Annotated in this window: 28 protein-coding genes and 1 pseudogene; 16 read left to right on the top strand and 13 right to left on the bottom strand. The window is 42.4% G+C overall.

Annotation, left to right across the window (positions count from 1 at the left end; all coding sequences use genetic code 11):
- The first annotated feature begins 10 nt into the window (after positions 1-10).
- Together H5300_RS14695 and H5300_RS14690 are read left to right on the top strand one after the other, a co-directional pair.
- Positions 11-985, top strand: coding sequence for a bifunctional oligoribonuclease/PAP phosphatase NrnA (locus tag H5300_RS14695; RefSeq protein ID WP_182796273.1), 975 nt, complete (start codon positions 11-13; stop codon positions 983-985).
- A 222-nt stretch (positions 986-1207) separates the two neighbouring features.
- A pseudogene (locus H5300_RS14690) lies at positions 1208-1396 on the top strand (transposase domain-containing protein); the annotation flags it as partial.
- Here the strand turns inward: H5300_RS14690 and H5300_RS14685 are convergent.
- The 3 genes from H5300_RS14685 to H5300_RS14675 form a co-directional block, all read right to left on the bottom strand.
- A complete protein-coding gene (locus H5300_RS14685) occupies positions 1367-1534 on the bottom strand; it encodes a hypothetical protein (protein ID WP_182796286.1) in 168 nt (55 codons plus the stop codon). The pseudogene H5300_RS14690 and the gene H5300_RS14685 overlap by 30 nt on opposite strands.
- A gap of 14 nt (positions 1535-1548) precedes the next feature.
- Positions 1549-2766 (bottom strand): site-specific integrase, encoded by a 1218-nt coding sequence (locus H5300_RS14680; protein WP_182796272.1) that lies wholly within the window; start codon positions 2764-2766, stop codon positions 1549-1551.
- A 200-nt stretch (positions 2767-2966) separates the two neighbouring features.
- Positions 2967-3833 (bottom strand): YicC/YloC family endoribonuclease, encoded by an 867-nt coding sequence (locus tag H5300_RS14675; protein ID WP_102294639.1) that lies wholly within the window; start codon positions 3831-3833, stop codon positions 2967-2969.
- 283 nt (positions 3834-4116) lie between these two features.
- Here H5300_RS14675 and rph point away from each other — a divergent pair, with 283 nt between their 5' ends.
- Together rph and pyrE are read left to right on the top strand one after the other, a co-directional pair.
- Entirely contained in the window at positions 4117-4833 is a 717-nt protein-coding gene (gene rph, locus H5300_RS14670; RefSeq protein ID WP_004735726.1) for a ribonuclease PH, read from the top strand.
- 215 nt (positions 4834-5048) lie between these two features.
- A complete protein-coding gene (gene pyrE, locus H5300_RS14665) occupies positions 5049-5690 on the top strand; it encodes an orotate phosphoribosyltransferase (RefSeq protein ID WP_004735727.1) in 642 nt (213 codons plus the stop codon).
- 129 nt (positions 5691-5819) lie between these two features.
- Here the strand turns inward: pyrE and lpxL are convergent, their stop codons facing one another.
- From lpxL to coaBC, 3 genes are all read right to left on the bottom strand, one after another.
- Positions 5820-6800: an LpxL/LpxP family Kdo(2)-lipid IV(A) lauroyl/palmitoleoyl acyltransferase gene (gene lpxL, locus H5300_RS14660; RefSeq protein ID WP_182796271.1), complete on the bottom strand. Its 981-nt coding sequence runs from the start codon at positions 6798-6800 to the stop codon at positions 5820-5822.
- A 39-nt stretch (positions 6801-6839) separates the two neighbouring features.
- The gene (slmA, locus tag H5300_RS14655) at positions 6840-7430 is read right to left on the bottom strand and encodes a nucleoid occlusion factor SlmA (protein ID WP_004741428.1); all 591 of its coding nucleotides are present in this window, start codon (positions 7428-7430) and stop codon (positions 6840-6842) included.
- Positions 7431-7569: 139 nt separating this feature from the next.
- Positions 7570-8811: a bifunctional phosphopantothenoylcysteine decarboxylase/phosphopantothenate--cysteine ligase CoaBC gene (gene coaBC, locus H5300_RS14650; protein WP_182796270.1), complete on the bottom strand. Its 1242-nt coding sequence runs from the start codon at positions 8809-8811 to the stop codon at positions 7570-7572.
- Between the two features lie 223 nt (positions 8812-9034).
- On the opposite strand from coaBC, the gene radC reads away from it, so the two are divergent.
- The 5 genes from radC to mutM all read left to right on the top strand — a co-directional run bounded on the left by radC (position 9035) and on the right by mutM (position 12073).
- Positions 9035-9709 carry a DNA repair protein RadC gene (gene radC, locus H5300_RS14645; protein WP_029222211.1) on the top strand — a complete coding sequence of 225 codons (675 nt, stop codon included), beginning with the start codon at positions 9035-9037 and terminating at the stop codon, positions 9707-9709.
- Between the two features lie 292 nt (positions 9710-10001).
- Positions 10002-10238 (top strand): 50S ribosomal protein L28, encoded by a 237-nt coding sequence (gene rpmB / locus H5300_RS14640; protein WP_004728407.1) that lies wholly within the window; start codon positions 10002-10004, stop codon positions 10236-10238.
- A gap of 13 nt (positions 10239-10251) precedes the next feature.
- On the top strand, positions 10252-10419 hold the full coding sequence (gene rpmG / locus H5300_RS14635; protein ID WP_002535344.1) for a 50S ribosomal protein L33: 168 nt from the start codon (positions 10252-10254) through the stop codon (positions 10417-10419).
- A gap of 310 nt (positions 10420-10729) precedes the next feature.
- Positions 10730-11260, top strand: a complete 531-nt coding sequence (locus H5300_RS14630) for a hypothetical protein (protein WP_182796269.1) — start codon at positions 10730-10732, stop codon at positions 11258-11260.
- A gap of 3 nt (positions 11261-11263) precedes the next feature.
- Complete coding sequence (gene mutM / locus H5300_RS14625; RefSeq protein WP_182796268.1) at positions 11264-12073, top strand: bifunctional DNA-formamidopyrimidine glycosylase/DNA-(apurinic or apyrimidinic site) lyase; 810 nt, start codon at positions 11264-11266, stop codon at positions 12071-12073.
- A gap of 33 nt (positions 12074-12106) precedes the next feature.
- Here mutM and H5300_RS14620 read toward each other — a convergent pair whose 3' ends face one another.
- From H5300_RS14620 to H5300_RS14590, 7 genes are read right to left on the bottom strand one after another with little or no spacing between them, the layout of a single operon-like run.
- On the bottom strand, positions 12107-14095 hold the full coding sequence (locus H5300_RS14620; protein WP_182796267.1) for an LTA synthase family protein: 1989 nt from the start codon (positions 14093-14095) through the stop codon (positions 12107-12109).
- A 9-nt stretch (positions 14096-14104) separates the two neighbouring features.
- Positions 14105-14476 (bottom strand): diacylglycerol kinase, encoded by a 372-nt coding sequence (locus H5300_RS14615; protein WP_102455890.1) that lies wholly within the window; start codon positions 14474-14476, stop codon positions 14105-14107.
- A complete protein-coding gene (locus H5300_RS14610) occupies positions 14469-15467 on the bottom strand; it encodes a glycosyl transferase family 90 (RefSeq protein WP_108091971.1) in 999 nt (332 codons plus the stop codon). The genes H5300_RS14615 and H5300_RS14610 overlap by 8 nt, the downstream gene beginning before the upstream one ends.
- Positions 15464-15946, bottom strand: coding sequence for a pantetheine-phosphate adenylyltransferase (gene coaD / locus H5300_RS14605; RefSeq protein ID WP_102455892.1), 483 nt, complete (start codon positions 15944-15946; stop codon positions 15464-15466). Before coaD ends, H5300_RS14610 begins: the two co-directional genes overlap by 4 nt.
- Positions 15943-16737, bottom strand: a complete 795-nt coding sequence (locus H5300_RS14600; protein ID WP_182796266.1) for a glycosyltransferase family 2 protein — start codon at positions 16735-16737, stop codon at positions 15943-15945. The genes coaD and H5300_RS14600 overlap by 4 nt, the downstream gene beginning before the upstream one ends.
- Positions 16737-17501 carry a glycosyltransferase family 2 protein gene (locus H5300_RS14595; protein ID WP_182796265.1) on the bottom strand — a complete coding sequence of 255 codons (765 nt, stop codon included), beginning with the start codon at positions 17499-17501 and terminating at the stop codon, positions 16737-16739. The genes H5300_RS14600 and H5300_RS14595 overlap by 1 nt, the downstream gene beginning before the upstream one ends.
- Positions 17502-17511: 10 nt before the next feature.
- Positions 17512-18585 (bottom strand): glycosyltransferase family 9 protein, encoded by a 1074-nt coding sequence (locus H5300_RS14590; RefSeq protein WP_182796284.1) that lies wholly within the window; start codon positions 18583-18585, stop codon positions 17512-17514.
- 97 nt (positions 18586-18682) lie between these two features.
- On the opposite strand from H5300_RS14590, the gene H5300_RS14585 reads away from it, so the two are divergent.
- From H5300_RS14585 to pseI, 7 genes are all read left to right on the top strand, one after another.
- Positions 18683-19393, top strand: coding sequence for a 3-deoxy-D-manno-octulosonic acid kinase (locus H5300_RS14585; protein ID WP_182796264.1), 711 nt, complete (start codon positions 18683-18685; stop codon positions 19391-19393).
- A 195-nt stretch (positions 19394-19588) separates the two neighbouring features.
- Entirely contained in the window at positions 19589-20926 is a 1338-nt protein-coding gene (locus H5300_RS14580; RefSeq protein ID WP_182796263.1) for a hypothetical protein, read from the top strand.
- A gap of 63 nt (positions 20927-20989) precedes the next feature.
- Positions 20990-22003 (top strand): UDP-N-acetylglucosamine 4,6-dehydratase (inverting), encoded by a 1014-nt coding sequence (gene pseB, locus H5300_RS14575; RefSeq protein ID WP_182796262.1) that lies wholly within the window; start codon positions 20990-20992, stop codon positions 22001-22003.
- Positions 22000-23175, top strand: coding sequence for a UDP-4-amino-4,6-dideoxy-N-acetyl-beta-L-altrosamine transaminase (pseC, locus tag H5300_RS14570; protein WP_182796261.1), 1176 nt, complete (start codon positions 22000-22002; stop codon positions 23173-23175). The genes pseB and pseC overlap by 4 nt, the downstream gene beginning before the upstream one ends.
- On the top strand, positions 23175-23858 hold the full coding sequence (pseF, locus tag H5300_RS14565) for a pseudaminic acid cytidylyltransferase (RefSeq protein WP_182796260.1): 684 nt from the start codon (positions 23175-23177) through the stop codon (positions 23856-23858). The genes pseC and pseF overlap by 1 nt, the downstream gene beginning before the upstream one ends.
- Positions 23859-23868: 10 nt before the next feature.
- Entirely contained in the window at positions 23869-25368 is a 1500-nt protein-coding gene (gene pseG, locus H5300_RS14560; protein ID WP_182796259.1) for a UDP-2,4-diacetamido-2,4,6-trideoxy-beta-L-altropyranose hydrolase, read from the top strand.
- A 10-nt stretch (positions 25369-25378) separates the two neighbouring features.
- On the top strand, positions 25379-26431 hold the full coding sequence (gene pseI / locus H5300_RS14555) for a pseudaminic acid synthase (protein WP_182796258.1): 1053 nt from the start codon (positions 25379-25381) through the stop codon (positions 26429-26431).
- The last annotated feature ends 211 nt before the right edge of the window (positions 26432-26642 follow it).

The following is a 26642-nucleotide window of genomic DNA, read 5'->3' as shown; positions in this document are numbered from 1 at the left end:
TCGGTGGGTTATGAAAAATTTAAAGTTCGAAAGTTTTCTAGAGCGACTTAAGGGGGAGAAGAGAATTATTATTCAAGCTCATGACTTCCCTGATCATGATGCGATCTCTTCCGCATACGCACTGGCATATTTATTAAAGAAGAAAGGCCTGAACCCGTTTATTACGTTTCATGGGTATATAGACAGAGTGTCGCTCAGGAACCTAATCGATTGGTTAGAGATTCCAATTTATGAGCCAAAAGACTTAAAGCTTCAGCCAGATGATAAAATTATTGTTGTTGATGGTTGTATTGGTGAAAAAAATATTAATGACTTTCCAGGCTTAGAGGTTGGGGTGATTGACCACCATCAAGTGAAAGCCCCTGATTTTGTATGGTATGCCGATATACGTTCACATTATGGCTCAACAGCAACCATAATGGTGGAGTATTATCGTCATTTCTCTTTGCCGATGCCACAGAATATTGCAACAGCACTACTGGTTGGTTTGAGCTTTGATACCGCAAATTTTACCCGAGGGGTAGGAACTGCAGATCTAAAAGCATTGTTGTATCTCCAAGCTAAAGCCAACAATGATATGGTCAATAAGGTTTGCCGTAATCAAGTTGAATTTCACGAGTTACAACTTTTCTACCAAATGCTCAATAGCTTGCGTCGTGAAAGAAATGCAGCGTTTGCCGTTCTTCCTGAGGGGTGCCCTAAAAATATGCTCGGCGTATTAGGTGATTTCCTACTAAGTGTTGACGAGCTCGATATTGTCGTCCTTATTGCCAGAAATAGAGAGAAAACCTTTATTTCTCTTCGTTCCGAGTGTTCAAAAAACAATGTAGGGAAGATAGTTAGGAGAGCACTAAATGAAGAAGGGATTGGCTTTGGTGGAGGGCACCCTCATATGGCTGCGGGTATTATAAGCAATCGACCTCAATCAAAGAATGATCTTGGCTATGTATATGACTTGATTAGACCAGCCCTTTTACTCAATTAGATCAGCCGGCTACCACAATTATTGTTCATGAGCCTAACCCGTTGATTACTTGTTAGCGGTTAGTATCCTTTTTATAAGGAAGCTCGACGGCAACGATTTAAGTAAGTGCTGATTCTTTCATCAACTGAGCTCACTCATAAATATGAGGTGGTACCGCTGGCTTCAGTGTTTTCAGGGACTACTGACTACTGAGCTGCGGATTGGAGTTAGGCTCTGAGGAATCTAGGTATGCTTCAGAGCTTAATGGTGACCTGTCGACTCCATGGCATCAATCCTTACACCTACCTCGTTGATGTTTTACAGCGAGTGGCGATCCATCCAGCCACTGACGTTGCGGAACTCACGCCACTTCAGTGGAAAAATAAGTTCGCAGAGAATTTTTTAACGTCTGATGTCGCTGAAACGGGGTAATCCGGCCTCAAAATGATCGTTTACGTTGTAGATGACTTCGGTACTATCCCGTTCACTGGCAAGGCGTTTGGGCTCATCGATTTTGGCTAGCGCTTCCTCGCCTTCTTCTTTTGTATCGTAGGTGTTTAGTTGCTTCATATCTAATACCTCCCTTAAATCACACTTTTTACGGTAACAGCCAGTTTATCAAGAGCCTCTCTCCGATCTTCCAAGTAATCATTTTGATTATAGATACCTTCAACACCTTTTAACTTGTGATTCAAGCATCTCTCGGCGACTTCGCCGGGAGTACCCTGTTTTGCCAGTAGCGTTCGACAAGTGCGGCGTAGGTCATGTACAGTAAAGTGCGGCATGTCGCCCATCAAGTTAGGCGGTTGCTTCTTCTTACCAGCTTCATGTCCAAATAGCTTAGTAATCGCTCTATTGAGCGTGTCAGGTCCCATGTGAGGGCTTTTGCTAGCTCTTCTGCTAGGAAATACATACTCAGAGCCAAAGCCCCTTATTTTCAACTCCTCAAGCCACTTCAATACTTCTGGCGCTAGCGGAATAGTAAAGCCAACATTAGTTTTACTGCGATCCGCTGGTAAATGCCACAAGCCTTCCTCTAGATTAAACTCTTCCCATTTCGCTTCACACAATTCAGATTTACGTACCCCTAAACAAACCAGTAATGCACAGGCCAAGTAATTGTCACGACTAAAGCTAGTGCTATTTTCTCTCGCAATGCGGAAAAACGACGTTAACTCTTCATTTTCTAGGACTCGATCTTTGCTTTTTTCTACACCTCCTGCGTCCCTTACAGTAAACGCAGAAGCAGGGTTACTGCTAAGAAGGTCAAGCTTAATAGCATGATTAAAAAGTTGCTTACAGTAGCCTAGAGCATCATTTGCGATGGTTGGGCGGCCAGAGTCATTAATTGCTGTGATCGTTGTGCGAATATCACGGGCGGTCATTTGGTCAAGTGGGACTTCACCAATATGAGGGGCAATATCTTTGGTATAAATACGTTTAGGTATAGTCGGATGTTTAAGGCGTTTAACTAATGTAGGGTACCAATCCTCAAATAAGTCATTAACGGTTTTAATGCTTTCTTGTTCTGCGCGTTTGCGTTGCAAGAGAGGATCAAAGCCTTCGCGGACTTGCTTCATTTTAGTGGCAGCTTCGAGGCGGGCGTTAGATAGGGAAAGGTCTTTGACCTTACCAAGCGTCATTTCACGGCGCTTTTTATTGGAGGTAAAGCGTAGCATCCAGCTTGCAGTACCTGACGCTGGAACCACTAGGTATAAGCCCTCACCATCAGCATGGCGCTGTGTTTTCTCGCCTCCAGCCTTAATGAGCGCTTCTACTTTCTTAACCGTCAACTTAGCCATAATCACCTCTAATAGCGCATGATTTCGGTGGGCATTAAATTACCCACCACTTACGTTTGTAATAAGTCTATCATACCCACCACATTAACCACCAGTTGGTGGTGGTTAATGGAGTATTAAAGAATACGGTGATGGAAGGTTATTTTTAGTAAGTTGTTGTATTTTAATTGTTTGAATGCAATAAAATACAATTGTAACTATTATTCAATATTCTGGATCTGCTCGCGCATCTGTTCGATAAGAACTTTAAGCTCTACGCCTGATGCTGTGATGTCTGTGCTGATAGACTTAGACGCTAACGTGTTTGACTCACGGTTGAACTCTTGCATCATGAAGTCAAGCTTACGGCCACAAGCGCCACCTTTCTTCAATACGACATTTGCTTCTTTCACGTGAGAGTCTAAACGGTCTAGCTCTTCTGCTACGTCTGACTTTTGTGCTAGCAGGATAAGCTCTTGCTCAACACGAGAACCTTCCAGTTCAATTTTTGCATCTTCAAATTTGGTAAGAAGACGCTCACGTTGCCACTCTAGGATCTCAGGCATACGTGCACGAACTTTCACTACTTCTTCAGTGATTGCATTTAAGCGCTGTACGATGAGCGCCTTCATGTTCTCACCTTCACGAGCACGAGCATCAATGAACTCTGCGATAGCATCGTTGAATGCTTCTAGCAGGTCTTTGTTGATGGCATCCATGTCTTGCTCTGGCGTTTCCATCACACCAGGCCAATTCATGACTTGGAATGGGTTCAGACGGCTGTCTTCGCCAGTCATCGTCATTACTTGGTTCGCCGCATTGATTACTTGCTGAGCCAAACCTTCGTTAATGCTTAGCTCGCCCTTTGCTGCTGGGTTTGCTTCGAAGCGTAGGTTACATTCAACCTTACCGCGCGCTAGACGCTTACGGAAACGCTCACGCAAGATCGGCTCTAAACCACGGAACTGTTCAGGCATACGGAAGTAAGTTTCAAGGTAGCGTTGGTTTACACTACGGATTTCCCATACTGCTGTACCCCAATCGCCTTTTACTTCTTTGCGTGCGTACGCGGTCATACTATAAATCATCGAATTTTCCTGTCTTTTATCATTCTGAAAATAACGCGCACGCATAGTATCACGATACGGGGTGCACCCGAAGCCTGTCGCTTTTCCGTGATAAATAGCCTTTCACGGTAAGTATCTTTGAGTCGTAAGTCGCTTTAAGTCGTAAGTCGCTTTGAATGGTAAATAGATTTGAAAGATAAACTGCTATATAATCTTGCCCCAATCAAAACTGTCTCACCCCTTTCTTAGGTGATGCACTCTTTCGATAGTAAATCACTTCAGACTGTTAATAAGGTAGATACCAATGCGTCCAAATGACCGCGCTGTAGATCAAATTCGTCCAATTAAAATTACTCGTAACTACACAGCTTATGCTGAAGGTTCTGTATTAGTTGAGTTCGGCAACACTAAAGTTCTATGTAATGCGACGGTAGAAGAAAACGTACCGCGTTGGTTAAAAGGCCAAGGAAAGGGTTGGGTAACGGCTGAATACGGCATGCTGCCACGTGCAACGCACACTCGTAACCGTCGTGAAGCGGCGAGCGGCAAGCAAGGTGGTCGTACGATGGAAATCCAACGTCTGATCGCGCGTAGCCTACGTGCTGTTGTTGACCTGAAAGTAATGGGTGAAATCATGATCACTGTCGATTGTGATGTTATCCAAGCAGACGGCGGTACTCGTACTGCTTCTATCTCAGGTGCAAGCGTTGCAATGGCTGATGCTATCAACAGCCTACTAGCAAGCGGCAAACTGAAAAAGAACCCAATGAAAGGCCACGTAGCGGCAGTTTCAGTGGGCATCGTTGGTGCACAAGCACTGTGTGACCTTGAGTACGTTGAAGACTCAGCAGCAGATACCGATATGAACGTTGTAATGACGGAAGACGGTAAGATGATTGAGATTCAAGGCACCGCAGAAGGCGAACCGTTCAGCCACGAAGAGCTGATGCAGCTTTTAGCCCTGGCGAATAAGGGCATTACCGATATCGTCGAAGCGCAGAAAGCTGCGTTGGCCGACTAGTTTCTAGATAGCTCCCACATTGGGGGCTATTTTTTTGTCTTCTTCGTATTCGCGCCCTCCGCGTTGTTAACTGCGCTTACTCACCCGAATGACTTACTACTCGTAAGCTCACGGGTTTCGCAAGCTTGTTGCCTAGCGGAAAACACGACTACTTAGAAGATACTAAGAAGAGTTTAAGTTAATTAAGTTTTATTGGATAAACGTAGAGGAAAAACATGAAAGCATATCAACGTGAATTTATTGAATTTGCACTAGAGAAAGAAGTACTTAAGTTTGGTGAGTTTACTTTAAAGTCTGGCCGTAAGAGCCCTTACTTCTTCAATGCTGGATTGTTTAATACAGGTCGTGACCTAGCACGCTTAGGTCGCTTCTACGCAGCAGCATTGGCAGATTCAGGTATTGAGTTCGACGTACTATTTGGCCCTGCGTACAAAGGTATCCCAATTGCAACGACAACAGCGGTTGCACTTGCTGATCACCACGATGTGGACACGCCTTACTGCTTCAACCGTAAAGAAGCGAAGAACCACGGTGAAGGTGGCAACCTAGTGGGTAGCGAACTTGAAGGTCGCATCATGCTAGTGGATGACGTGATCACTGCAGGTACAGCGATTCGTGAGTCGATGGAAATCATCCAAGCAAACGGCGCTGACTTAGCGGGCGTGCTTGTTGCGATTGACCGTCAAGAGAAAGGCAAAGGCGAATTGTCTGCGATTCAAGAAGTAGAGCGTGACTTCGGTTGTGCAATTATCTCAATCGTTAGCCTGACTGACCTTGTGACTTTCCTTGAAGAGAAAGGCACAGACGCAGCACATCTAGAATCAGTAAAAGCATACCGCGCTCAATATGGTATCTAATTCGTAAACTGAAGAAGTTGAACCTGATGGTTTAGCGCTCTAGATTAAGAATCGAAAAAGCAAAAAGGCCCGAGAGAGATAACTTTTTCGGGCCTTTTACTTTTCTATTGAGATGAGCAGCTTTCTTATCTATTTATAACGAATACCGCGCTCAATTTCTGGGTCTTCCATGGTTTTGAAGCGTTTGTGTAGCCACATCCATTGCTCTGGAGCTCGTAAGATAATTTTCTCAAGATAGCGGTTTAGATAAGCGGCCGCGGCTTTTTCATCTTTGCGTGGATAGTCATCTTCGATGGACTCATCCGCCATGATTTCATACTTACCATCGGCATTTCTAAAACCAGACCCCGGAACAAGTGCACATCGGCTAGTGTAAGCCAGAATACTGGTGCCTGTTGTGGTACACGCATCTTCTACTGCGAAGAAAGGCACAAACACAGACTTGTTACGGCCATAGTCATGATCCGGCAGATAGAAAAGGATCTCACCTTGACGCAGGATCCGAATCATACGTTTCACATCTTTACGGTGGATAAGACGGTTGCCGTTCTGAGTACGACCACGGTATTGAATGAATTCATAAGCTGGATTGTTGTGCGGGCGGTAAACACCTAAACCAGAAATACCAAGAACGGCCATTGCTCGCGCAGTGATCTCTAGGTTCAAGGCATGCACACAGCACAACAAAACACCTTTACCGTTGGCTTTGTGAGTGCGCAGTGTTTGGGTGTCTTTATCTACTAGGATTCGCTTGAAACGCCACGTTGGCCAGAACCAAGTAATGCCCGTTTCGATGAGTGCCATACCGGTGTTCTTGAAGTTCTCACTGACCATTGCCGCGACTTCATCTGCTGGCTTGTCTGGGAAGGCGAGCTCCAAGTTACGTGTTGCGACCGCTACACGCTTTTTACCATAACGAGCGCCCAAAGAGCCTAACGATCGGCCTAACAGCAGTAAGAGGCGATGAGGGAGAACGTTAACGATAAGCGCCAATAACCCAAAACCGAACCATACTCCCCAGTATTTAGGGTGGAGTAATGCCAGAGTAAAAGGTGGCTTAGTAATAACGTGTTGTGCAGTGCTGTTTGTCGGAGAAGTTTTCGTCGTCATAACCATCACTTAAGATTTGATTGCTACTTAATTTGATTGTTACTTAATCTGAGCGCTTAGCAGAGCCCAATAAGCATCAAAGTTTTCTGTTGGTTGATATTTGAAGTCTGAGCGAACAAATCGATTCAAGCTGCCTTCAACTTGACCGAGCAGCTGAGCGGCTAAGATTTTCTCATCAACCGGGAATGATTTCCCTTCACGAAGCTTTCTTTCACGCAGGATCTGGCGAAGTTGCGTCTCAATGCGTTCGAAAAGTTGGTTGATGCGATCACGCAGGCGTTCATTTTCAAACATTAGAGCATGACCAGACAAAATTCGAGTCAGGCCTGGGTTACGTTCTGAGAAAACTAAGATAAGTTGTAGCACTAGGCGTATGCGCTCTAGCGTGTCTTTCTCTTCATCCAGAATGCGGTTGATTCGAGACATCAACGCTTCTTCAATGAACTCGATCAGGCCTTCAAACATGCGGGCTTTGCTTGGGAAGTGGCGGTATAACGCAGCTTCAGAAACACCAACTTGCTTGGCCAACTTTACCGTTGTGATACGAGAAGCACCTTCGGTCGATTCCAACATTTGTGCGAGAGCTTGTAGGATTTCTTCACGACGGTTTGATTTTCGAGTACCAGCCATCTATTTACTTCCTTTCCTAAAGATGAGGATTGAGTGAAGAAGGATTATAAACGCCATTCAATTCTGTTTCCTAGTTTTGTGAGCCCTAGGTCAACAGAATCGAGAGGTGTCAGCAGATTGTCAGAGCAAATTTGTGCGTTTATGCATCAATAAGCTGTTGGATCTGATCGAGGATCTGGAAACCAAGTGTGTCTTTGCTTTCCAGTGGCAGAGATTTATCACCGTCTTTCCAATAAAGGTGCAATTCATTACTGCTGCTATTAAAGCCTTGGCCTTCGACAGAAACGTCATTGGCGCAAATCATATCTAGGTTCTTTCTTTCCAGTTTGCCGCGCGCGTACTTCTCAACATCTTGAGTTTCTGCAGCGAAGCCAACAGTAAATGGGCGACCTTCGGACATTGAGGCGACAGAAGCGACAATGTCTGGGTTCTTAACCATTTGAATGGTCATGTCGTCTTTACCATCGACCTTTTTAAGCTTTTGGTCTGCAATGGTCTCAGGGCGGTAATCAGCTACTGCGGCGCAGCTGATGAAAATATCGTGTTGAGCAACGTTGGCAGTAACGGCATCAAACATCTGTTGTGCGCTGTCGACATCAATACGATTAACCTGGTTTGGCGTCGCTAATGAAACAGGGCCACTGATTAGAGTCACTGTTGCGCCTTGTTTCGCGGCCGCTTCAGCCAGTGCATAGCCCATCTTGCCTGAGCTGTGGTTAGTAATGTAACGCACCGGGTCGATGGCTTCACGAGTTGGACCCGCAGTAATCAACACCGAACGGCCAGCAAGCGGCTTAGGCTGGAAGAAGTCTTCACAACGGTGCACGAGCTGCATTGGTTCTAGCATACGACCCATGCCGACATCACCACAGGCCTGTTCGCCAGCAGCGGGCCCCCAGATCTCACAGCCACGACGCTTTAGTGTGGCGATGTTTTCTTGAGTTGCAGGGTGGCTGTACATTTGTTGGTTCATTGCCGGAGATACCGCAACTGGCGCATCGGTTGCTAAAAGCAGCGTGGTCAGCAGGTCGTTGCCCATACCTGCCGTCATGCGAGCAATAAGATCTGCGGTTGCGGGCGCTAGTAATACCAAGTCAGCCCATTTTGCGAGCTCGATGTGCCCCATGGAAGCCTCAGCAGCAGGATCAAGCAAACTATCAGACACTGGCCTTCCAGAGACGGCTTGCATGGTGAGAGGAGTGATGAACTCCTTGGCTGCATTCGTCATCACGACTTGTACTTGCGCCCCACGTTCAATTAAGCGTCGAGTCAGTTCGGCACATTTATACGCAGCGATACCACCACTAATGCCAAGTAGGATTTTTTTCCCAGCTAGGCCTTGTAGGTCAGCGTTATCCAGTTGATTAACCAATGTTTGCATGATTCTGTTCCTTAATTTCTCTGGGACTTACGATATCAGAACAAAGGATTAGTGCCTAGAAGCAGAATTCGAACAGACTTGATGCTCATCAAATTGGTGTTATCAAACTTATCAATTACACGGTTTTGCTAGCGACTCGTTTCCTTTTCTCTTTATCAAAGGATCTCTGGTTGCAAGCTTATTAAGCTGACGGGTTGTATTCATGACCCTAAATAGCCTTTATATGCCTATAAATAAGATGCCTGTTGAGTCGATGCCAAGAGAAAAGTTACTGAGTCGAGGGCCAGATTCTTTAAGTGATGCGGAGTTGTTAGCGATATTTCTTCGAACGGGCACACAAGGAATGAATGTTTTAGAGCTTTCTGACAAGTTGATCAAAGATTTTGGTTCGTTGCGCCAACTTTTTTCTGCAACCGAGACTGAGTTTTGTGCTCATAAAGGGATGGGGCAGGCGAAATATGTCCAGTTGCAGGCCGTTTTAGAGATGACGCAACGTTATTTGGCCGAAACTTTATCTCGAGGCGATGCACTCACTAGCCCAAGCCATACCAAGTTGTATCTTTCGAGTATATTGCGCGATCGCCAGCGAGAAGCCTTCTATATCTTGTTCCTAGATAACCAAAATAGAGTAATAAAGGATGAAGTGATGTTTGAAGGAACCATCGATGCCGCATCAGTTTACCCTAGAGAAGTAGTGAAACGGGCACTTCATCATAATGCAGCAGCATTAATCCTAGCGCACAATCATCCTTCTGGTGTTGCGGAGCCAAGCCAAGCAGATAGGCGAATTACACGCAGATTAACCGACGCATTGGCGCTGGTGGACATCCGAATTCTCGACCATTTTGTGGTTGGAGATGGTGAAGTTATCTCTTTTGCAGAACGCGGATGGATTTGAATCACATTTTAGGTTGTTAGTTGCGTTAAATCTGCTATCATTCCGCCCACATTTTAGAACCTTAAATCAGCTCTGATTACTCAAATAGCTGCCCTGTTCAAAAAAAGATCACGAAATCCTTAAAAAGGATCTGTTCGGGTCTTGAGCAATGCATGTCAAGTTAGTATAATACGCGACCTTTGATAGCCTTGAATGGATTTTCCATTATGGTTTTTACCTCTATTTTCAGAATTGATAGAGAGGTTCGGCCACCAAGGTTGATATCGAGCTGAAACGATTTGGAGAGACATTCATGTCCCGAGTATGTCAAGTAACTGGTAAGCGTCCAGTAACGGGTAATAACCGTTCACACGCACGCAATGCTACCAAGCGTCGTTTTCTGCCGAACCTACAAACTCACCGTTTCTGGGTAGAGAGCGAAAAACGTTTTGTTAAACTACGTCTAACTGCTAAAGGCATGCGTATTATTGATAAGAAAGGCATCGATGCTGTTCTTGTTGATATCCGTGCACGTGGCGAAAACGTTTAAGAGGAATTAAGCAATGGCTAAAGGCATTCGTGAGAAAATCCGTCTAGTATCTTCTGCTGGAACTGGTCACTTCTACACAACTGACAAGAACAAGCGTAACATGCCAGGCAAATTTGAGATCAAAAAGTTTGATCCAGTAGTTCGCCAGCACGTTATGTACAAAGAAGCTAAAATCAAGTAATTGATAGCCCCTTTGTCTCTTCTTTTATAGAAGAATAAATTAAAAACCCAGCTTATAGCTGGGTTTTTTTATGCCCAAAATTTGGGAAGCCCCATTGTTTGAAAGGTCTAAGGTTTTTCGAGAAGCTTAAGCTTTTTCGAGAAGACTAAGTGTTTTTGATAGACGTAAGTTTCATTGGCTCAATTTGGCACCTACCGCACAGACGTTACACTTGCCGATGGGCTTATGTGATAGAAAATAGCGCAACATAGAAAGTATCGCCTTTTTCACGATATACTGAACACTCAATAGGTTAGATGAGCAGAATCAGATGAGATATCGTGGACGCCGATGGAACAACATACTCATGTTCAGTGTGATTGCTTTTATTGGGGTGTTAAACCTTCCAACATTGATCAAAGCTTATTTGATCGAGCCCGAACCTGAAGTTACGGTCAGCAGCCCTTATCCTTCTCTTTTAAATCCAGCCGCTGAGCTTCAAGCGTTGCACTTTGCTAAGTGGTCCGTCATTCAACAAGACAATCAATGGGTTTACCTGTTTAAAGGTACGGACTTCCCTCAAGCTACCAATGCACAAGAGTTGTCTCAACGTTGGAAAGAGCTTGTGGGCACGGAAGTCGACTCACAGACCTACACAGACCTTACGCCTCGGTTAAGTACACCACACACCATCGAAGTATGGTATCAAGACCAAGAAGAGCCCCAGCGTATTACCTATTATCAATTGCCGGAGTTCTGGTTGTTAAAAAACTGGAATGATCAGTGGTTGGCGGTGTCTATTGAAGAGAGCTACCTGTTTCCAAGCTTTAACGCTAACCACTCCTCTAAATCGGACGACTAGATTATGCCTGAATTACCCGAAGTCGAAGTAAGCCGCATGGGGATCTCGCCTCATTTAGTCGGCGAAACCATTAAAACGCTTACCTTTCGCACGCCGAAGCTGCGTTGGGATATCCCACAAGAGCTAAAAGCATTAGAAGGACAGGTGATTCGCTCTATCTCGCGTCGCGCAAAGTACCTATTGATTGAAACCGATACAGGCACAGCGATTGTTCACCTTGGTATGTCTGGCTCACTGCGCGTGTTAGATGCAGATTTCCCGCCAGCAAAGCACGATCACGTGGATCTTAAGCTAACCAATGGCAAAGTATTACGCTACAACGATCCGCGCCGCTTTGGCGCTTGGCTGTGGTCGGCGCCTGATGAGATACATACTGTATTACTGGGATCTGGCCCTGAGCCACTAACCGATGACTTCAACGCTGATTACATTGCTGAGAAAGCAGAAAAGCGTAAAGTGGCCGTCAAACAGTTCATTATGGACAACAAAGTGGTGGTCGGTGTGGGAAATATCTATGCAAATGAAGCACTATTTTCTTCACGAATTCATCCACTTCGCCCTGCTAATAAGATAACTCAAGCCGAGTGGGTCTTGTTAACTCAAGAGATTAAAGAGGTACTTGCGACTGCTATCAAACAAGGTGGCACTACTTTAAAAGATTTCGCGCAAGCAGATGGCAAGCCGGGGTATTTTGCTCAAGAGCTACAAGTGTATGGGAAAGCCGGTGAAAAGTGCCCTAACTGTGAAGCTCTAATTCAAGAGTTAAAAATAGGGCAGCGGAATACGTTCTTTTGTGAAGAGTGCCAAAGTTAAAAAGGGGAGCATTGTGCTCCCCTTTTACTTTTATTATTGAGCTCTAAAGCCTCTCATTTGCGAATTGATGAACAATGTCTGTAACTTTGAATGTTCTACATCAATATTAGGCGTTGGGTTTGGTATCGATTCCCTTTCGACAGCGAGGTTAGATTCATTCTTCCAAGGGTAAATCGCTTTAGAATCTGTGCTATGGGATACGCCCAGTGGGGTAAAGGTTACTCCGCTTGTGTACGCGTATGGGAATGATACGTCTTGTTCTGCTAGTAGGTTTCTACCTCCCAGAGATGTATATTCTGCGTTTGATAGACTGAAACTATACAGCGTAGGAAAAATATCTCGATGAGAACCGATACGATTTTCTTGGTAACGATATTTGGAGTGCAATAAAATCTCTTGTGGAACATAGAGATAAAAAGGTACAGCATGAGCGACTCCTAGATCCTTTGGATAAGAGATCGAGTAGTTGCGCAAGCGGTGATCACCAGAAGCTGAAATAATAGTATTACTATTCAACTCACTGTCTTTAATGTCACTAATAAAGTCACCGAGTGCATTAGAAGAATATTGGTATGTTTCATAGATCTTCTTTGAGTTTTCTTCACTCAAGGACATTTTCTTCATAGCATACTCACTCACTTCAATAGAACCTGGAGTATAGTTGCTTGGAATTTGGTAAGGAGGATGATTGGTTTGTGTCTGTATCATCACCATAACAGGCTGTGTATTTTCTTTGAGTAGCTTTTCAGCAAGCTTAAATGTAAATTCATCAGCGGCACCCCATGTGCTAGCGTACTCAACGGACTCAGGAAACGCTTCGTAGATATCTTCTTCCGAATAAAATTCATCAACCCCTTGTACCGGCATGTAATACTTGAGATTGCGCCATAATGGGCTACCTCCGGTAATGTATATAACTTTATATCCAGCTTTTTTATAAGGTAGGAATGCTGAGCCTGGTAATGGGGTGTTCTGTTCTTTGCCGTGGCTTATTGAGTTCACGTTACTATGAAATAACATCATGACGATACTGTTAATGGTTCCGCCTGTACCGGGCAAAAATCGCTCAAAGCTAAAATCGTTCTCGTAATGCGGTCTTAGTGAACCCAATAGGTCGGTTGTTTTCCCATTATCTTCAACAAGTAAGTTTGTCCCCATACTTTCCATGAGAGCAAACACTACGTTAGGTTTGTTGCTTTCAAGGTAGTTGTTTTTATCCGTATGGTAAACTGGATCGTCCTGACCAAGAACTTGGTGTGCTTTTTCTTCGAAATCGGCTCTTGTTACCGCGGTAAAATCTGCGCTTCTTTTATGCTCGCTTCTTGCCCAATCTAATGCTAAAAAAGCATTGGGTGTGACTTTATTGAGAACTTCGTAATTTGAAACATTAGCGTGGTATTGTTTGAGTGGGAATGTCCCTACAGAGCCTCGAGCTAACACAAAATAAGCCGCGATGGTGAAGAGTATGGTCAGAGTTGTAACCCAAACCTTTTGCTTCGGCCATGTTTTTTTATCTAAATTCGTCCAAACAGATAGCGTTATTTTGAAGAGCGTTATAGTGGTTAATAGCGATATTAACGACATGATGATGATTGGATAATCTTGCCACATTGTTAATAAAACGGCTGAAGTATCATCTTCAACAAGACCAAACATGAAGATATCGAAGTGATTACTGTACGTTTTATAGTAATAATAATTACCAATAGATACAGATATCCCTAAGAAATATATAACAAACGAATAAATGGGAATTATTTTATTGACTAATTTAAATGATTTTGTGCCTGATAGAATTAGCCCCAGTAATAATAATGGTGCAAAGGCTATTGTTGCAACTCTTAAATCAAATCTAAATCCAATTACAATTGATTGAATATAATCCGGGATGACTTGGTAGATTTCACTGACATCACCAATTAAAAAAGTGAAAACTTGTCTAAACAATGATACTAAAATAGTGAATAAAGCAACTTGTAACCAAATAATACGAGTGAGCTTTTTGATGTTGTTTTGAAACATAAATCTAACTTAAACCAATATTAATAACCAAGTGAAGATAGCAAATAGAATTGCAACCATGACTGCCGCGGAACCTATGTCTTTCGCTTTACCGCTGAGCTCGTGATGCTCTGGACCGATCCGATCAACGACAGCTTCTATTGCTGAGTTGATTAGCTCTAATATAAAGATAAATACTAGCGAACCGATAAGAGCTAGAGTTTCTAGTTTGCTTACATCTAAGTAAAGGGCCGTAGGAATGAAAATAGCGCATAAGGCCAGTTCTTGTCGAATGGCGGCTTCACTCTTAAAGGCTGATCTCAAGCCTTTTAAAGAGTAGCCTGATGCTTTGACAACTCTCATAAGTCCAGTGTCACCTGGTTTGTTAGATGAACTAGTCATTTAATTCTTTTTGCCCCGATTGTTCAAAATATTTATTGGCGACTAATGTCGATATCAAACGTTCACGTTTTCGGTCTTTAAACTGATCTACCCATTTGTGAGCATTGCGGATTATTTTTTCAGCTTTGTTAGGGTTTTCTAGGTAGTATTCTACTTTTTCAATTAAGTCGGAGTAGTTATCTGCAACTTCGATGTAGTGAACCCCTGCTTCTAGACGACCTTCCATAAACCAAGTTTCATATTTAGGTTTCGACATGATGACTAGTGAATTTGAGGACATTGCCCACTTTAGATTGGTAGCGACATCATTACCTTCTATAGCTAAGATGAATTTGTATTCGAGTTGTTCATCTATCGTCATTGTAGGCTTTTCTAAGGGAGATCCATTAATTGGTTTCGTTCTCCCAATATTACACATTGGATGATTATAGTATTTTTCAATTACAATATGCCTATGTTGCTTGCCTCCTGCACCTCGCCAAACAACAAGATCCTTTTTATCTCTATAATTATTATTGTCATTAATGAATTTGAAATGGCGAATCTCATTGAGTTTTAAAAGTATTGAATTTTGATTGTTGTCAGAGATTGGTCTGCTTTTTAAAAATCCGGGCTGACTTGGGATATGGCGTATATCTCCATTATAAAAGGTAACCCAAAGTTTTGGATCGAATCTTTTTATTACTTTTAGTGCATCAAAGTAATAAGTTCTTCCTCCAGTTTTTTTGAAGTTTTTGATATAACTGTTGGATACATAGTAGTTGTAACTATTTTTACCTAATTCTTTTCTTGTTGTGCCTTCTGGGAGGCTTTTGTCAATTGAGAATTTAGTATTTAACTTGTTGTAATAATCAACTCTATCCATAATATAGGAAGTTTTAAGGCCCTCTAAGTCTTTTGGCGTAAAATGGCTTAAAAACTTAAAGAGAAAGCTAGGAGTTATAGATATAATCGTGTTGACGATGTAGTACTTAAATTTGTATGTATTCATATATTACACTTGATTTTCAAAGCTTGACTGACTGCTTTTGGGACAAAGGTGTCGATGTTGCCACCATGAATAGCAACTTCTCTTACTATTGTTGATGAAAGAAAAGCAAACTCTTCAGATGGTGTAAGAAAGATACTCTCTAGGCTAGGTAATAGCTTTCGGTACATGCTAGTCAAACCAAATTCATACTCAAAGTCCATAGTTGTACGTAAACCTCTAATGAGTATGTTCGCTCTTTGATCTTGCGCAAAGTTCACTAGCAGCCCACTAAAACCAACGACGGAAACATTATTAAGGTGCTGACAAGACTGCTTCACTAAGTTGACTCTTTCCTCTAGGCTAAACATAGTCTTTTTGGAAGGGCTCGCTGCAACCCCAATGATGACAGACTCAAACATATGAGCAGTGCGTTCAATTAAGTCTAAATGTCCATTGGTCAATGGATCAAAGGTTCCTGGGTAGATTACTTTTTTGCTCATGATTTTCCCAACAAAAATTGTTCAATGCCATTTTCACAACGAGTCAATTTTTTTTCTCTCGTTTTGTCAAGGATGGCATCATTTTCAGGTAACGAGCCGCGGGAGTTTTCTGCATGGTAAAGTTGATAACCCACCCCCGAAAACTTAAGGTATAGACGAGAGTGACCTGAATTGAGCATGCGGTGAACGAACTCACTGTCTTCACGTCCCCACCCTACAAAATCTTGGTTGAAGCCGTTAACTGCGATAACATCTTGTCGCCAAAATGCCATATTGCAGCCGCGAGTCGCGTTGTCGTTATTGCGTTCATAAGAGAACCAGTTAGCTAGCCGCGAATTTGTTATGCAGTTCTTACGGTTCCGGATCCCCTTGCTAAAGACAGAAGGAACTAATCCATTTTCCATGATTTCACGACTGCATGCTTCGTCAGTCAGCACTCGTCCACCTTGGACAAACCAACCTAGTTTCGCCACGCGTTTATGTGATTCGATAAAGGTTTGTGACAACACCATGTCGCCATCAATCATAATCAGGTAATCGCCAGATGCTTTAGCTATAGCACGGTTTCGGCTCATAGAGAGTTGAAAACCATGGTCTTCATGCCAACTGTGTATCAATGGAACCGGGAAACCATTACGCATTTGGTCAATTATTTCTTTGGTGTCTTCTCGAGAACCATCGTCTGCCACAATGACTTCATCAGGCAAAACGGTTTGGCGCGTTACACTCTTTAACACGGATTTTAAGGCTTCTTTCCAGTTATAAGTTGTAATGATTAAAGTTGTTTTCATTATTTCTTTGCCTGTTCTCGTAGGTATAGATCGATATATTTTACGAATGTAGAGTGCATACATAGCCAAGCTAGAATAAAGCCATGCTTTCCGTCTAAGAAACCACGTTTAATAATATACATCTTAATGAAGCTTGCAAAAGCGTGAGTTAGTGCTGTTGTTAGACTGGCACTCTTTCTACCTTCTCTCTCATCCGTCCAGGCTTTTAAGTAACCTGTCGTTTTATTGATGTAGTGGTGAAGGTGCTCGTAGGTATAGTGATGTAACCGCCCATCGAGTTTTTGTATCGCGTAGTTTTGGTTCTCAACTTTCTCATGAACAAGAGAGTCATTATATTGAGTGTAATCTGTACGATAGAGGCGAACTATCCAATCTGGGGACCATCCTGAGTGATAGATGAATTTTCCGAAGGCGGCACTTAATCTATTTACTTGAAACAGCGTATTGGGTTTATTTTCTGCCACTGCCTTTAAAATGCTCTGTTTTAATTCAGGGGTCACTTGTTCATCAGCATCCAACCATAAAACATAATCAGCCGTAACATATTGTTGAGCAAGTTGTCTTTGCTTCCCAAAGCCGGGCCACTCTAAATTGGTGTAGAACTTATCGGTGTATTGCCTTGCGATCTCTTCTGTGCGGTCGCTGCTACCAGAGTCGAGTAGGACGATTTCATCGACCCAACCTTTTACAGTATTAAGGCATGCCTCAAGATGCTTCTCTTCATTCTTTACAATTAAAGCAACGGCTAAAGTTGGTTTAGACAAGATTTCTTCCTTATTCGTGCGGTTTAAGGCATTGGTATTGTGGGTAAATAACAGTGACTATTTGGTCAAACATGCGAATGACCGTTTCACTTTTTATAAGCTGCATCGCTTGCTCATCTTTTGCTCGTGTGCGCCAGCTTAGATCTTGGCTCGTTTTACCCGTCTCTGCCAGTATCGCCTCTTCGTAAACCGACACTACATATTGCAGGTAGTGGTAAGGCCCAACGCGGCGTGGGTTATGGTGAGCGTATAAACCAATAACCGGTGTTTGCATCGCATTTGCCATATGAGTTGGGCCAGTATCGGGGGCAATAACAAGCTCTACTTTATCAATAATAGCAAGCATCTGCATGATAGAGCTTTTACCAACCAAGTTACGGCAAGGTTCGGTTAGCTTTTCTTGAATTGCTTGTGTCAACTCGACTTCAACCTGCGCTGGGCTACCTGCCAGAATGACATTCCAACCTTGATTGCGGGCATGGTTAATCACATCAACATAACCTTGTGCATGCCAGTTCTTATAGGCTTTACTGGCGCCTGGAACAAGGAGTAGGTTAGGTTTGTTGGTGTCGAGTTGTTGCTGTACCCATGCGTTGTCTGACTCTTTATAGGACAGAGACCAATTCAGCGTTGTATCGTGAACCCCAATGTGTTGAGCAAAGGCCATTAGCCCATCTGCGACATGCAGTGAAGAGGGCGATCTCACTTTGGTATTGGTAAATAACGTCTGAAAATCTTGACTGCGATCGGCCGCAAACCCGAGTTTGTATTTTGCCTTGATACCCAGAGTGGCAAAGCTTGCACGAAGTGCGTATTGCATATGAAGTAGCGCATCAAACTCACGCCCTTTGAGCTGCCGCCACAACGACTTGTACCCTTCAAGGCCCGATTTTTTGTCAAAGGTGAGCACTTCCACGCCTTCAATTGCAGCGAGTAATTGAGCTTCTAACTTTCCGGTGATCCAAGTAATCTTGGTAGCAGGCCATTGCTTTTGAATTGCTTGAACAGTGGCGATGGTGTTGCACACGTCACCTATCGCAGAAAGTCGCAAAATACAGAGTGATTTAGGGGCAGATTCGAACAAAGGCATGAGGTGAGCTCTATCAAATTGATTAATAAGAATTATGCAGTTGGGCTAGGGTAATGTAAAATAAAACTAAGCAATTAGGTAGGTAGATAGGATGCAAACGCTTAACTTTGACAATCAAGTGATTTGGTTTGACGAATCATTAATTTCACCAGATCAGGCAAAGCATGCCTTTGACGCTGAATATTGGCAGCAGCAAAATAAAATCATAGGGAGCGCCACCGGGCGTGGTACGACGTGGTTTGTTGAGTTAGACACTATTCAAGCAGCATTGCGCCATTACCGTCGTGGTGGCCTATTTGGTAAACTTGTTGAAGACAGGTACCTATACTTTGGTGATGAGAAGACTCGCAGCTACCAAGAGTTCGAACTGCTTAAAGTACTTAAGAAGTCGGGGGTTAACGTCCCTAAGCCAATTGCTGCTCGAGTGGTGAAAAGCGGGCTCACCTATAAAGCCGATCTTTTGAGTGAAAAAGTCCCTAATGCTCAAGACCTAGTGGCGATCTTACTAGATAAGGCATTGCCTAAGGAAATGTACCAAAAGATAGGCGCTGAAATTCGTAAGATGCATGAGGCTAAGGTTAATCATACTGATTTAAATATTCATAATATTTTAATTGATAGTAATAATGAAGTATGGGTGATCGATTTTGATAAATGTATTATTGATCATGGAGGCTCGTACGATAAATCGAACTTGAGCCGATTACTCCGTTCATTTCGAAAAGAAAGAAAAAAACGAAACATTAGATGGAAAGAGGAAAATTTCTCCAGTCTGATACGAGGATATAATGAACATGTATGATGATGTGAACTTTACAACTAATTATGAGGTGTTGGGTTGAGAGCTATATACCTACCTGCAGGTCGAAATGTTTGGATTAATGTCGCGAGTTGTTTAAAAGATAATCATGTAGACATTAGAGTGTGGTTAGGGGATCCGGCTCATGATGAGCAGGCAAAAAGAATGTTCCCAGATTGTCACTTAGAAGACTTTTTCATGGCTAATAAAGGCGTTCTGAAAGAGAGAACGATGAAATATACGCCATGTAAAGGTGTTTTATCAGATCCTAGATTTTTTATCCTAAAAGACAAAGTATATAAAATGATGGACCGACAAGACGATGAAAGAACGTTCGGTCGTCTTGAAAGGGAAGCTGTGTTTTATAGCCTTTTTAACTATTACTATGATTTGATTCGTGATGAGAAAATTAGCGTTTTAATTGCTTCAGAAGCGCCTCATTCAAGCGTAGGCATGGTTATATATGGAATTTGTGAAATTCTAGAAATTCCAAGATATCATTTAGTAGCATCTGGAGTTGCTCCATTGCTCCATGTGGCAAAAGATTTTTATGGAACCACAATTGATGTTGAACGTAATGACAACGATATGATGTCTATATATACGCCGGTTGTATCAGAGTATGTTAATTCATTTGTTAACACCCCTGAAGAGCCTGGTTATATGGTAAATCAAAAAAAATATGATGATAAAAAATCGAAAAACTCAGTATTGAAGTTTTTTGAGCTCTTAGGCAAAGGTGTCAGGTACGCAAAGAAAAAAAGGTTAAAAACGACTTATACTATTAATAAGAAATTTTTTAAAGATGATAATAGTCGAAGTATATTGGCGCAAATAAATGTTGACGCAATCCACTCTAGATTAGAAAACGCTTATATGAGCAAGGTAACACCTGTATCTCTAGATGTGGACTATGTGTTCTACCCTTTGCATTATGAGCCTGAAAGAACCTCTAACCCAGATGGTGGTCATTATTACCAAGTATATGACGCGCTAGTGGCCTTGAGAAGTTTTGTACCTTTGTCTGTTCCCATCTATGTAAAAGAACACTATTCACAGTTCACTCGCATGCTGCCTGGACACAGAGGTAAGAGCCCTTATTTGTATGATGTTCTATCTGATTTGCCGAACGTTCATTTAATTGATCCGAGAATGAATTCGGTTCAACTAGTTAAGCAAGCGCTCCTTACTGTAAGCCAAACGGGAACGGCTTGTCTTGAAGCTGCTTGTTATGAGAAAAAGTCTATAATTATGGGCGATACTTGGTTCTTTGGGACACCAAATGTATACAGATTTGACGATCTGGAAAGTTTTGAAGAGTTATTGTCGTATAAAGCAAGAAGCCGTCAAGAAGTAGTGGAATCCTTGCTTGCTTGGATAGATAATAAAGCAATACCTGGATGTGTAAATCCTTCTGGCGAGCGTTACTTTCGGACAAAATTTGGCGGTGAGGAATATGCACCTATGTTCGATGATGGTCAGATGGCAAAACAATTCGTAGACACAATTCTGAAAGACATAAAACAAAGCAGCTAGCTAACATGATGCACAGTAAATTTCATGAAAAGCGCTTTGTTGTAAATTTGATTTGGAGAAAATATGTTAGATAATAAGAGTGTACTTATCACTGGTGGTACAGGCTCATTCGGTAAGCAGTTCATTAAAACAATCCTTGAGCGATACTCTGCTGTAAAAAAAATCATCATATTCTCTCGAGATGAGCTCAAACAATTTGAGATTAAACAGCAATACCCGCAAAAAGATTTCCCTCAACTTCGTTTCTTTATTGGTGATGTTCGTGACCGTGAGCGTATGATTCAAGCGTGTGAAGGCGTTGATGTCATTATTCATGCAGCAGCAATCAAGCAAGTAGATACTGCAGAATATAACCCTACAGAGTGCATCCGAACTAATGTCGATGGTGCTGAGAATGTCATTCATGCTGCTTTGCAGTGTGGTGTTAAAGATGTTGTCGCACTTTCAACAGACAAAGCCTGTGCCCCTATCAACTTGTATGGTGCAACTAAGCTAGCTTCCGACAAATTGTTCGCTGCAGCTAACAACATCAAAGGTTCTAAAGACATTCGCTTTAGTGTTGTACGTTACGGCAACGTAATGGGTTCGCGAGGTTCAGTGATTCCATTCTTCATGAAGAAAAAAGAAGAAGGCGTATTGCCTATCACTCATGAAGAGATGACTCGTTTCAATATCTCTTTGCAAGATGGCGTGAACATGGTGATGTACGCGCTTGAAAATCACTTAGGTGGAGAGATCTTCGTACCTAAAATTCCGTCTTACAAGATCCTTGATATTGCAGAAGCTGTTGCGCCTGGTATCGAAACTAAAGTGGTTGGTATTCGCCCTGGTGAGAAACTGCATGAAGAGATGATCACCGACACCGATTCTTTGAATACAATTGATTTAGGTCGTTATTACGCGATCCTTCCTTCTGTCTCTTTTACATACACAGAAGATGAGTACATGAAACATCATAAGGCAGAGAAAGTGCCTTTTGGTTTTAAATACAACTCAGGCACAAACACTGAGTGGGAAACTATTGAAGGCTTACGTGAACTTATCAAAGAACATGTAGACCCAAACTTTACAGTGTGAGAACAGTCGTGATTCCTTACGGTAAGCAAGATATTAATCAGCAAGACATCGATAGTGTTGTTGATGTCCTGAAGTCGGACTTTTTAACGCAGGGGCCACAGGTTCCTGCATTTGAAGCTGCGCTTGTTGAACATACTGGCGCTAACCATGCTCTAGCAGTGAATAGCGCAACATCAGCTCTGCACATTGCTTGCCTTGCTTTAGGGCTGGGTCAGGGGGATTGGCTGTGGACATCACCGATAACATTCGTTGCATCAGCAAACTGCGGTTTGTATTGTGGTGCGCAGGTTGATTTCGTCGATATCGATCCAGATACATATAATATGTGTCCAAAGCGTCTTGAAGAAAAGCTTATTCAAGCTAAAGCTAATGGTAAGTTGCCTAAAGTCGTTGTTCCGGTTCATCTATGCGGGCAACCATGTGATATGGCTGCGATTGCTAAGTTGGCAAAAGAGTATGGCTTTAAGGTTATTGAAGATGCTTCACACGCGATTGGTGGTCGTTACAAAGAACAACCAATAGGGAATTGCGAATACTCAGATATCACAGTATTTAGTTTTCACCCAGTTAAGATTGTAACCACTGCTGAAGGCGGAGCTGCACTGACTAATCAGAAAGCGTTGGCGGATAAAATGGCTCTATTACGCAGTCATGGCATCACTCGTGAACCTGAAATGATGACGGAAGCTTCTCATGGTGGTTGGTACTACCAACAGGTTGATTTAGGTTTCAACTACCGCATGACAGAGCTTCAAGCGGCATTGGGTGTCACGCAAATGCAACGACTCGATGAATTTGTTGCAGCGCGCCATGTGCTATCTAAGCGTTATAATCAAATGTTATCTGAATTACCGTTAGTACTTCCCTATCAACTGGAAAACACGTACTCAGGTCTACATTTATTCGTAATTCGTTTGAAGTTGGATGATATATCATTAACTCATAAACAAGTTTTTGACGCACTGCGTGAAAACGGTATCGGCGTTAACTTGCATTACATTCCAGTTCATACTCAACCATATTACCAAGCTATGGGCTTTGCTGAAGGGGATTTCCCTGAGTCAGAACGTTACTATAAAGAAGCGATCTCATTGCCAATGTTCCACGGTATGACAGAAGAACAGCAAAATACTGTTGTTCGTGTGGTGGCTGAAATTTTGGTAGTTAAATAATGAACGTTGCTATTATTCCTGCACGTGGCGGCAGCAAACGTATTCCTCGTAAAAATATAAAGCACTTTCATGGCAAGCCTATGATTGCTTACTCAATCGAAGCTGCACTTGCTTCAGATTGTTTTGATAAGGTTATTGTCTCTACTGATGATGCAGAGATCGCTGAGGTTGCTGAGCAGTATGGTGCTGAGGTACCTTTTTTACGCCCTGCTAACATCTCTGATGACTATGCAACGACAATGGATGTGATGCATCACGCCATTACTTGGTGCATGGATAATGGCTGGATTGTAGATGCGGTTTGTTGTTTGTACGCGACGGCTCCCTTTGTCACACCGGAATATCTTAAACAAGGTTTCGATAAGTTAAATAAAGGCTTATTTGAGTTTGTTTTTAGTGCTGCGACTTTTCCATTTCCGATTCAAAGAGCGATCAAAGTTTCATCAGGAGGAGAGGTGTCAATGTTTTCTCCTGAAAATGAACAAGTCCGCTCTCAAGATCTAGAAGAAGCCTATCATGATGCTGGTCAATTCTATTGGGGTAAGACTGATGCGTTTTTAGAGAAAAAAGCAATATTCGCAGATCATTCTAGTGTCGTTCTATTACCGAGAAATCGAGTGCAAGATATTGATACAAAAGAAGATTGGGATCTAGCTGAGGCATTATACTCAGCTTTAAAATAATTAGGTTTTTATGAGAGTTGTCTTTAGAGCGGATGCGTCAGTTTGGGTTGGTAGTGGTCATATCATGCGCTGTTTAGTACTTGCAGATGCATTGAAAAGCCTCGGTCATTCAATCTCTTTTGCATGCTTACCACAGCCAGGCGACATGACCTCATACATTGAAGAGCGTGGCTTTCAGGTAATAAAGTTAAATCCGCCTAAAGAGCCGAACCAACCTCAGCATGATGCCGATTATGAGGCTTGGCTGCAAAGACCAAGTTCTGAGGATGCGCTAGACTTTATCCAAATGGTAAGTAGTGCTGATTTAGTGGTAACGGATCATTATGCTATTAGCAACAAGTGGCAACAGCTTGTTAGACAATCAATGAGCTGCTTTTTAGTCGCTATTGATGACTTGGTTCGAGAGCACGATGCTGATTTAATTGTCGATCAAACCCTTGGACGTAAGCCTGTTGAGTACTCAGGTTCTGCTCGGGCTTTAGTTGGAAGTGAGTATGCGATATTAGCCCCAAGGTTTGCTTCATTGAGAGAGTTTGCTTACATGCGGGTACTCTCTGTAACTCGACCTAAAGTTCTCATCTCTATGGGGGGGGTAGACAATCCCAATGCAACTTTAAAGTCATTGGTTAGCCTTGTTGGTAAAGTCTGTGCTGATTTTACGGTGTTGTTAAGCCCTAGAGGGCCACACTACCAACAGGTTAAGTCATGGTGCGACTTACACAGTAATGTCCAACATCAAGATTTTGAAGCCGACATGGCTGGTTTAATGCTTAAACATGATATAGCTATTGGAGCTCCTGGTACGACAAGTTGGGAGCGAGCTTGTCTTGGTTTACCCAGTATATTGATACCATTAGCCGATAATCAAAAAACGATCTGTGCTCAATTACTTCAACACAAAGCCATTATGAAAGTGTCTTTGGAAGATATTGAATCCCGGCTTTTAGTGACCTATCAACAGGCAATGGTTCAATGGCATGAGCTATTTATGTCGAATCTAAAATTGTGTGATGGGTTAGGGACTCGAAGGTTAGTCCTAGAAATTCAGCAGCTCATTAAACCAAGTGAACATTCAAATCTGCAGCTTGTATTTGCCACTTATGAGGACATCAAAACCGTTTATGATTGGCAATGTCACCCTAAAACTCGTGAATTTGCATTGAATACTGATATTCCTACATGGGAAGGTCACCAAAGTTGGATGAAGCGAAAGCTAGCCACAACCACTGACTTTTTTTATCTTGTTGAAGATAAGACAACAGGAAAAAAATTAGGTGTATTACGATTAGATAAACTTAAACCTAAAAATTATCTAGTATCAATCTTTGTTGCCCCTGAAGCTTACGGCTTAGGAGTTGCAACAGCTGCATTAACAATGGTAGATGTCATACACCCAGAACTGACATTACATGCCACTGTATTAGAGTGTAATAAAGCTTCTCAGAAGTTGTTCAAAAAAGCGAACTATACACAACAAAACTCTGAGACGTTTATTCGTAACCCAATTTAATGAGATTTTGATGAAAGCATATATTTCAATTGACGGTAGAAAAATAGGTCCTGACTACGCTCCTTATATTATTGCTGAATTGTCGGCAAATCATAATGGTGACATTAATCGCGCTTTTCAGATCATGGAAGAAGCGAAGAAATCAGGTGCCGATGCAATTAAGCTACAAACTTATACCCATGAAACGATCACTATGGACAGTAACTCAGAAGAGTTTCAGATCCATGGTGGTTTATGGGATGGTCAAACTTTATATGAATTATATAAAGGCGCACACATGCCTTGGGAATGGCACAAGCCTCTTTTTGAAAAGGCAAAAGAGCTAGGTATTACCATATTTAGCTCACCATTCGATTTTACAGCAGTAGATCTTTTGGAAGAGCTAGATGCACCAGCTTATAAAATAGCATCTTTTGAAGTGGTTGATTTACCTCTGATTAAGCGTGTTGCTCAAACAGGTAAACCGATGATCATTTCAACAGGAATGGCTAACAAAGAAGAAATTGCAGAGGCCATAAAAACAGCAAGAGATAATGGGTGTGAAGAGCTGGTAGTACTGCATTGCGTGAGTGGTTATCCTGCGCCAGCTGACCAATATAATCTTAAGACGATTGCTGACATCGCGGAACGATTTGAAGTTTTATCGGGTCTTTCTGATCACACGATTGATAATGCAACGGCTGTGGCTTCTGTAACATTAGGGGCGTGTTTGATCGAAAAACACGTAACTATGGATCGTAATGGAGGCGGAGCGGATGATAGTTTTTCTCTCGAACCTCATGAGCTTACTGCACTTTGTAAAGACACAAAAACAGCATGGCAAGCAATGGGTCAGGTCAATTACGAAAGAACGGAAGCTGAAAAAGGTAATGTGAAATTTCGTCGTTCTTTATATGTAGTAAAGGATATAAAAGCAGGTGAAGTATTTACTGCTGATAATGTTCGAAGCATTAGACCTGGGTTTGGGCTAGCACCTAAGCACTACGAAAGTGTTTTAGGGAGAAAAGCGAACCAGTTAATAAGCTCTGGAACTGCATTGGCGTTTGATATGATTGGCGATTGAATTTGTGGGAATTTAATTCCCACTTTTTTTGTAAGTGTTCACCAAGCCCTATTGACATAAAAAGTGTGACCTTACGCAATTGATCACACTGTGGGTCTTGAGTGATCATTCTGGGAAGCCATTATGGTTTCATGACTAGAAAGAAATCACCTAAATACCAAGAAGCACCACCTGAAGTCTCAGATTTGAATGAGGCTAAGGTGCTTATTGA

Source organism: Vibrio sp. SG41-7, from assembly GCF_014164465.1.
Classification (GTDB): Bacteria; Pseudomonadota; Gammaproteobacteria; order Enterobacterales; family Vibrionaceae; genus Vibrio; species Vibrio splendidus.
This window is presented reverse-complemented; position numbering and strand designations above follow the sequence as displayed.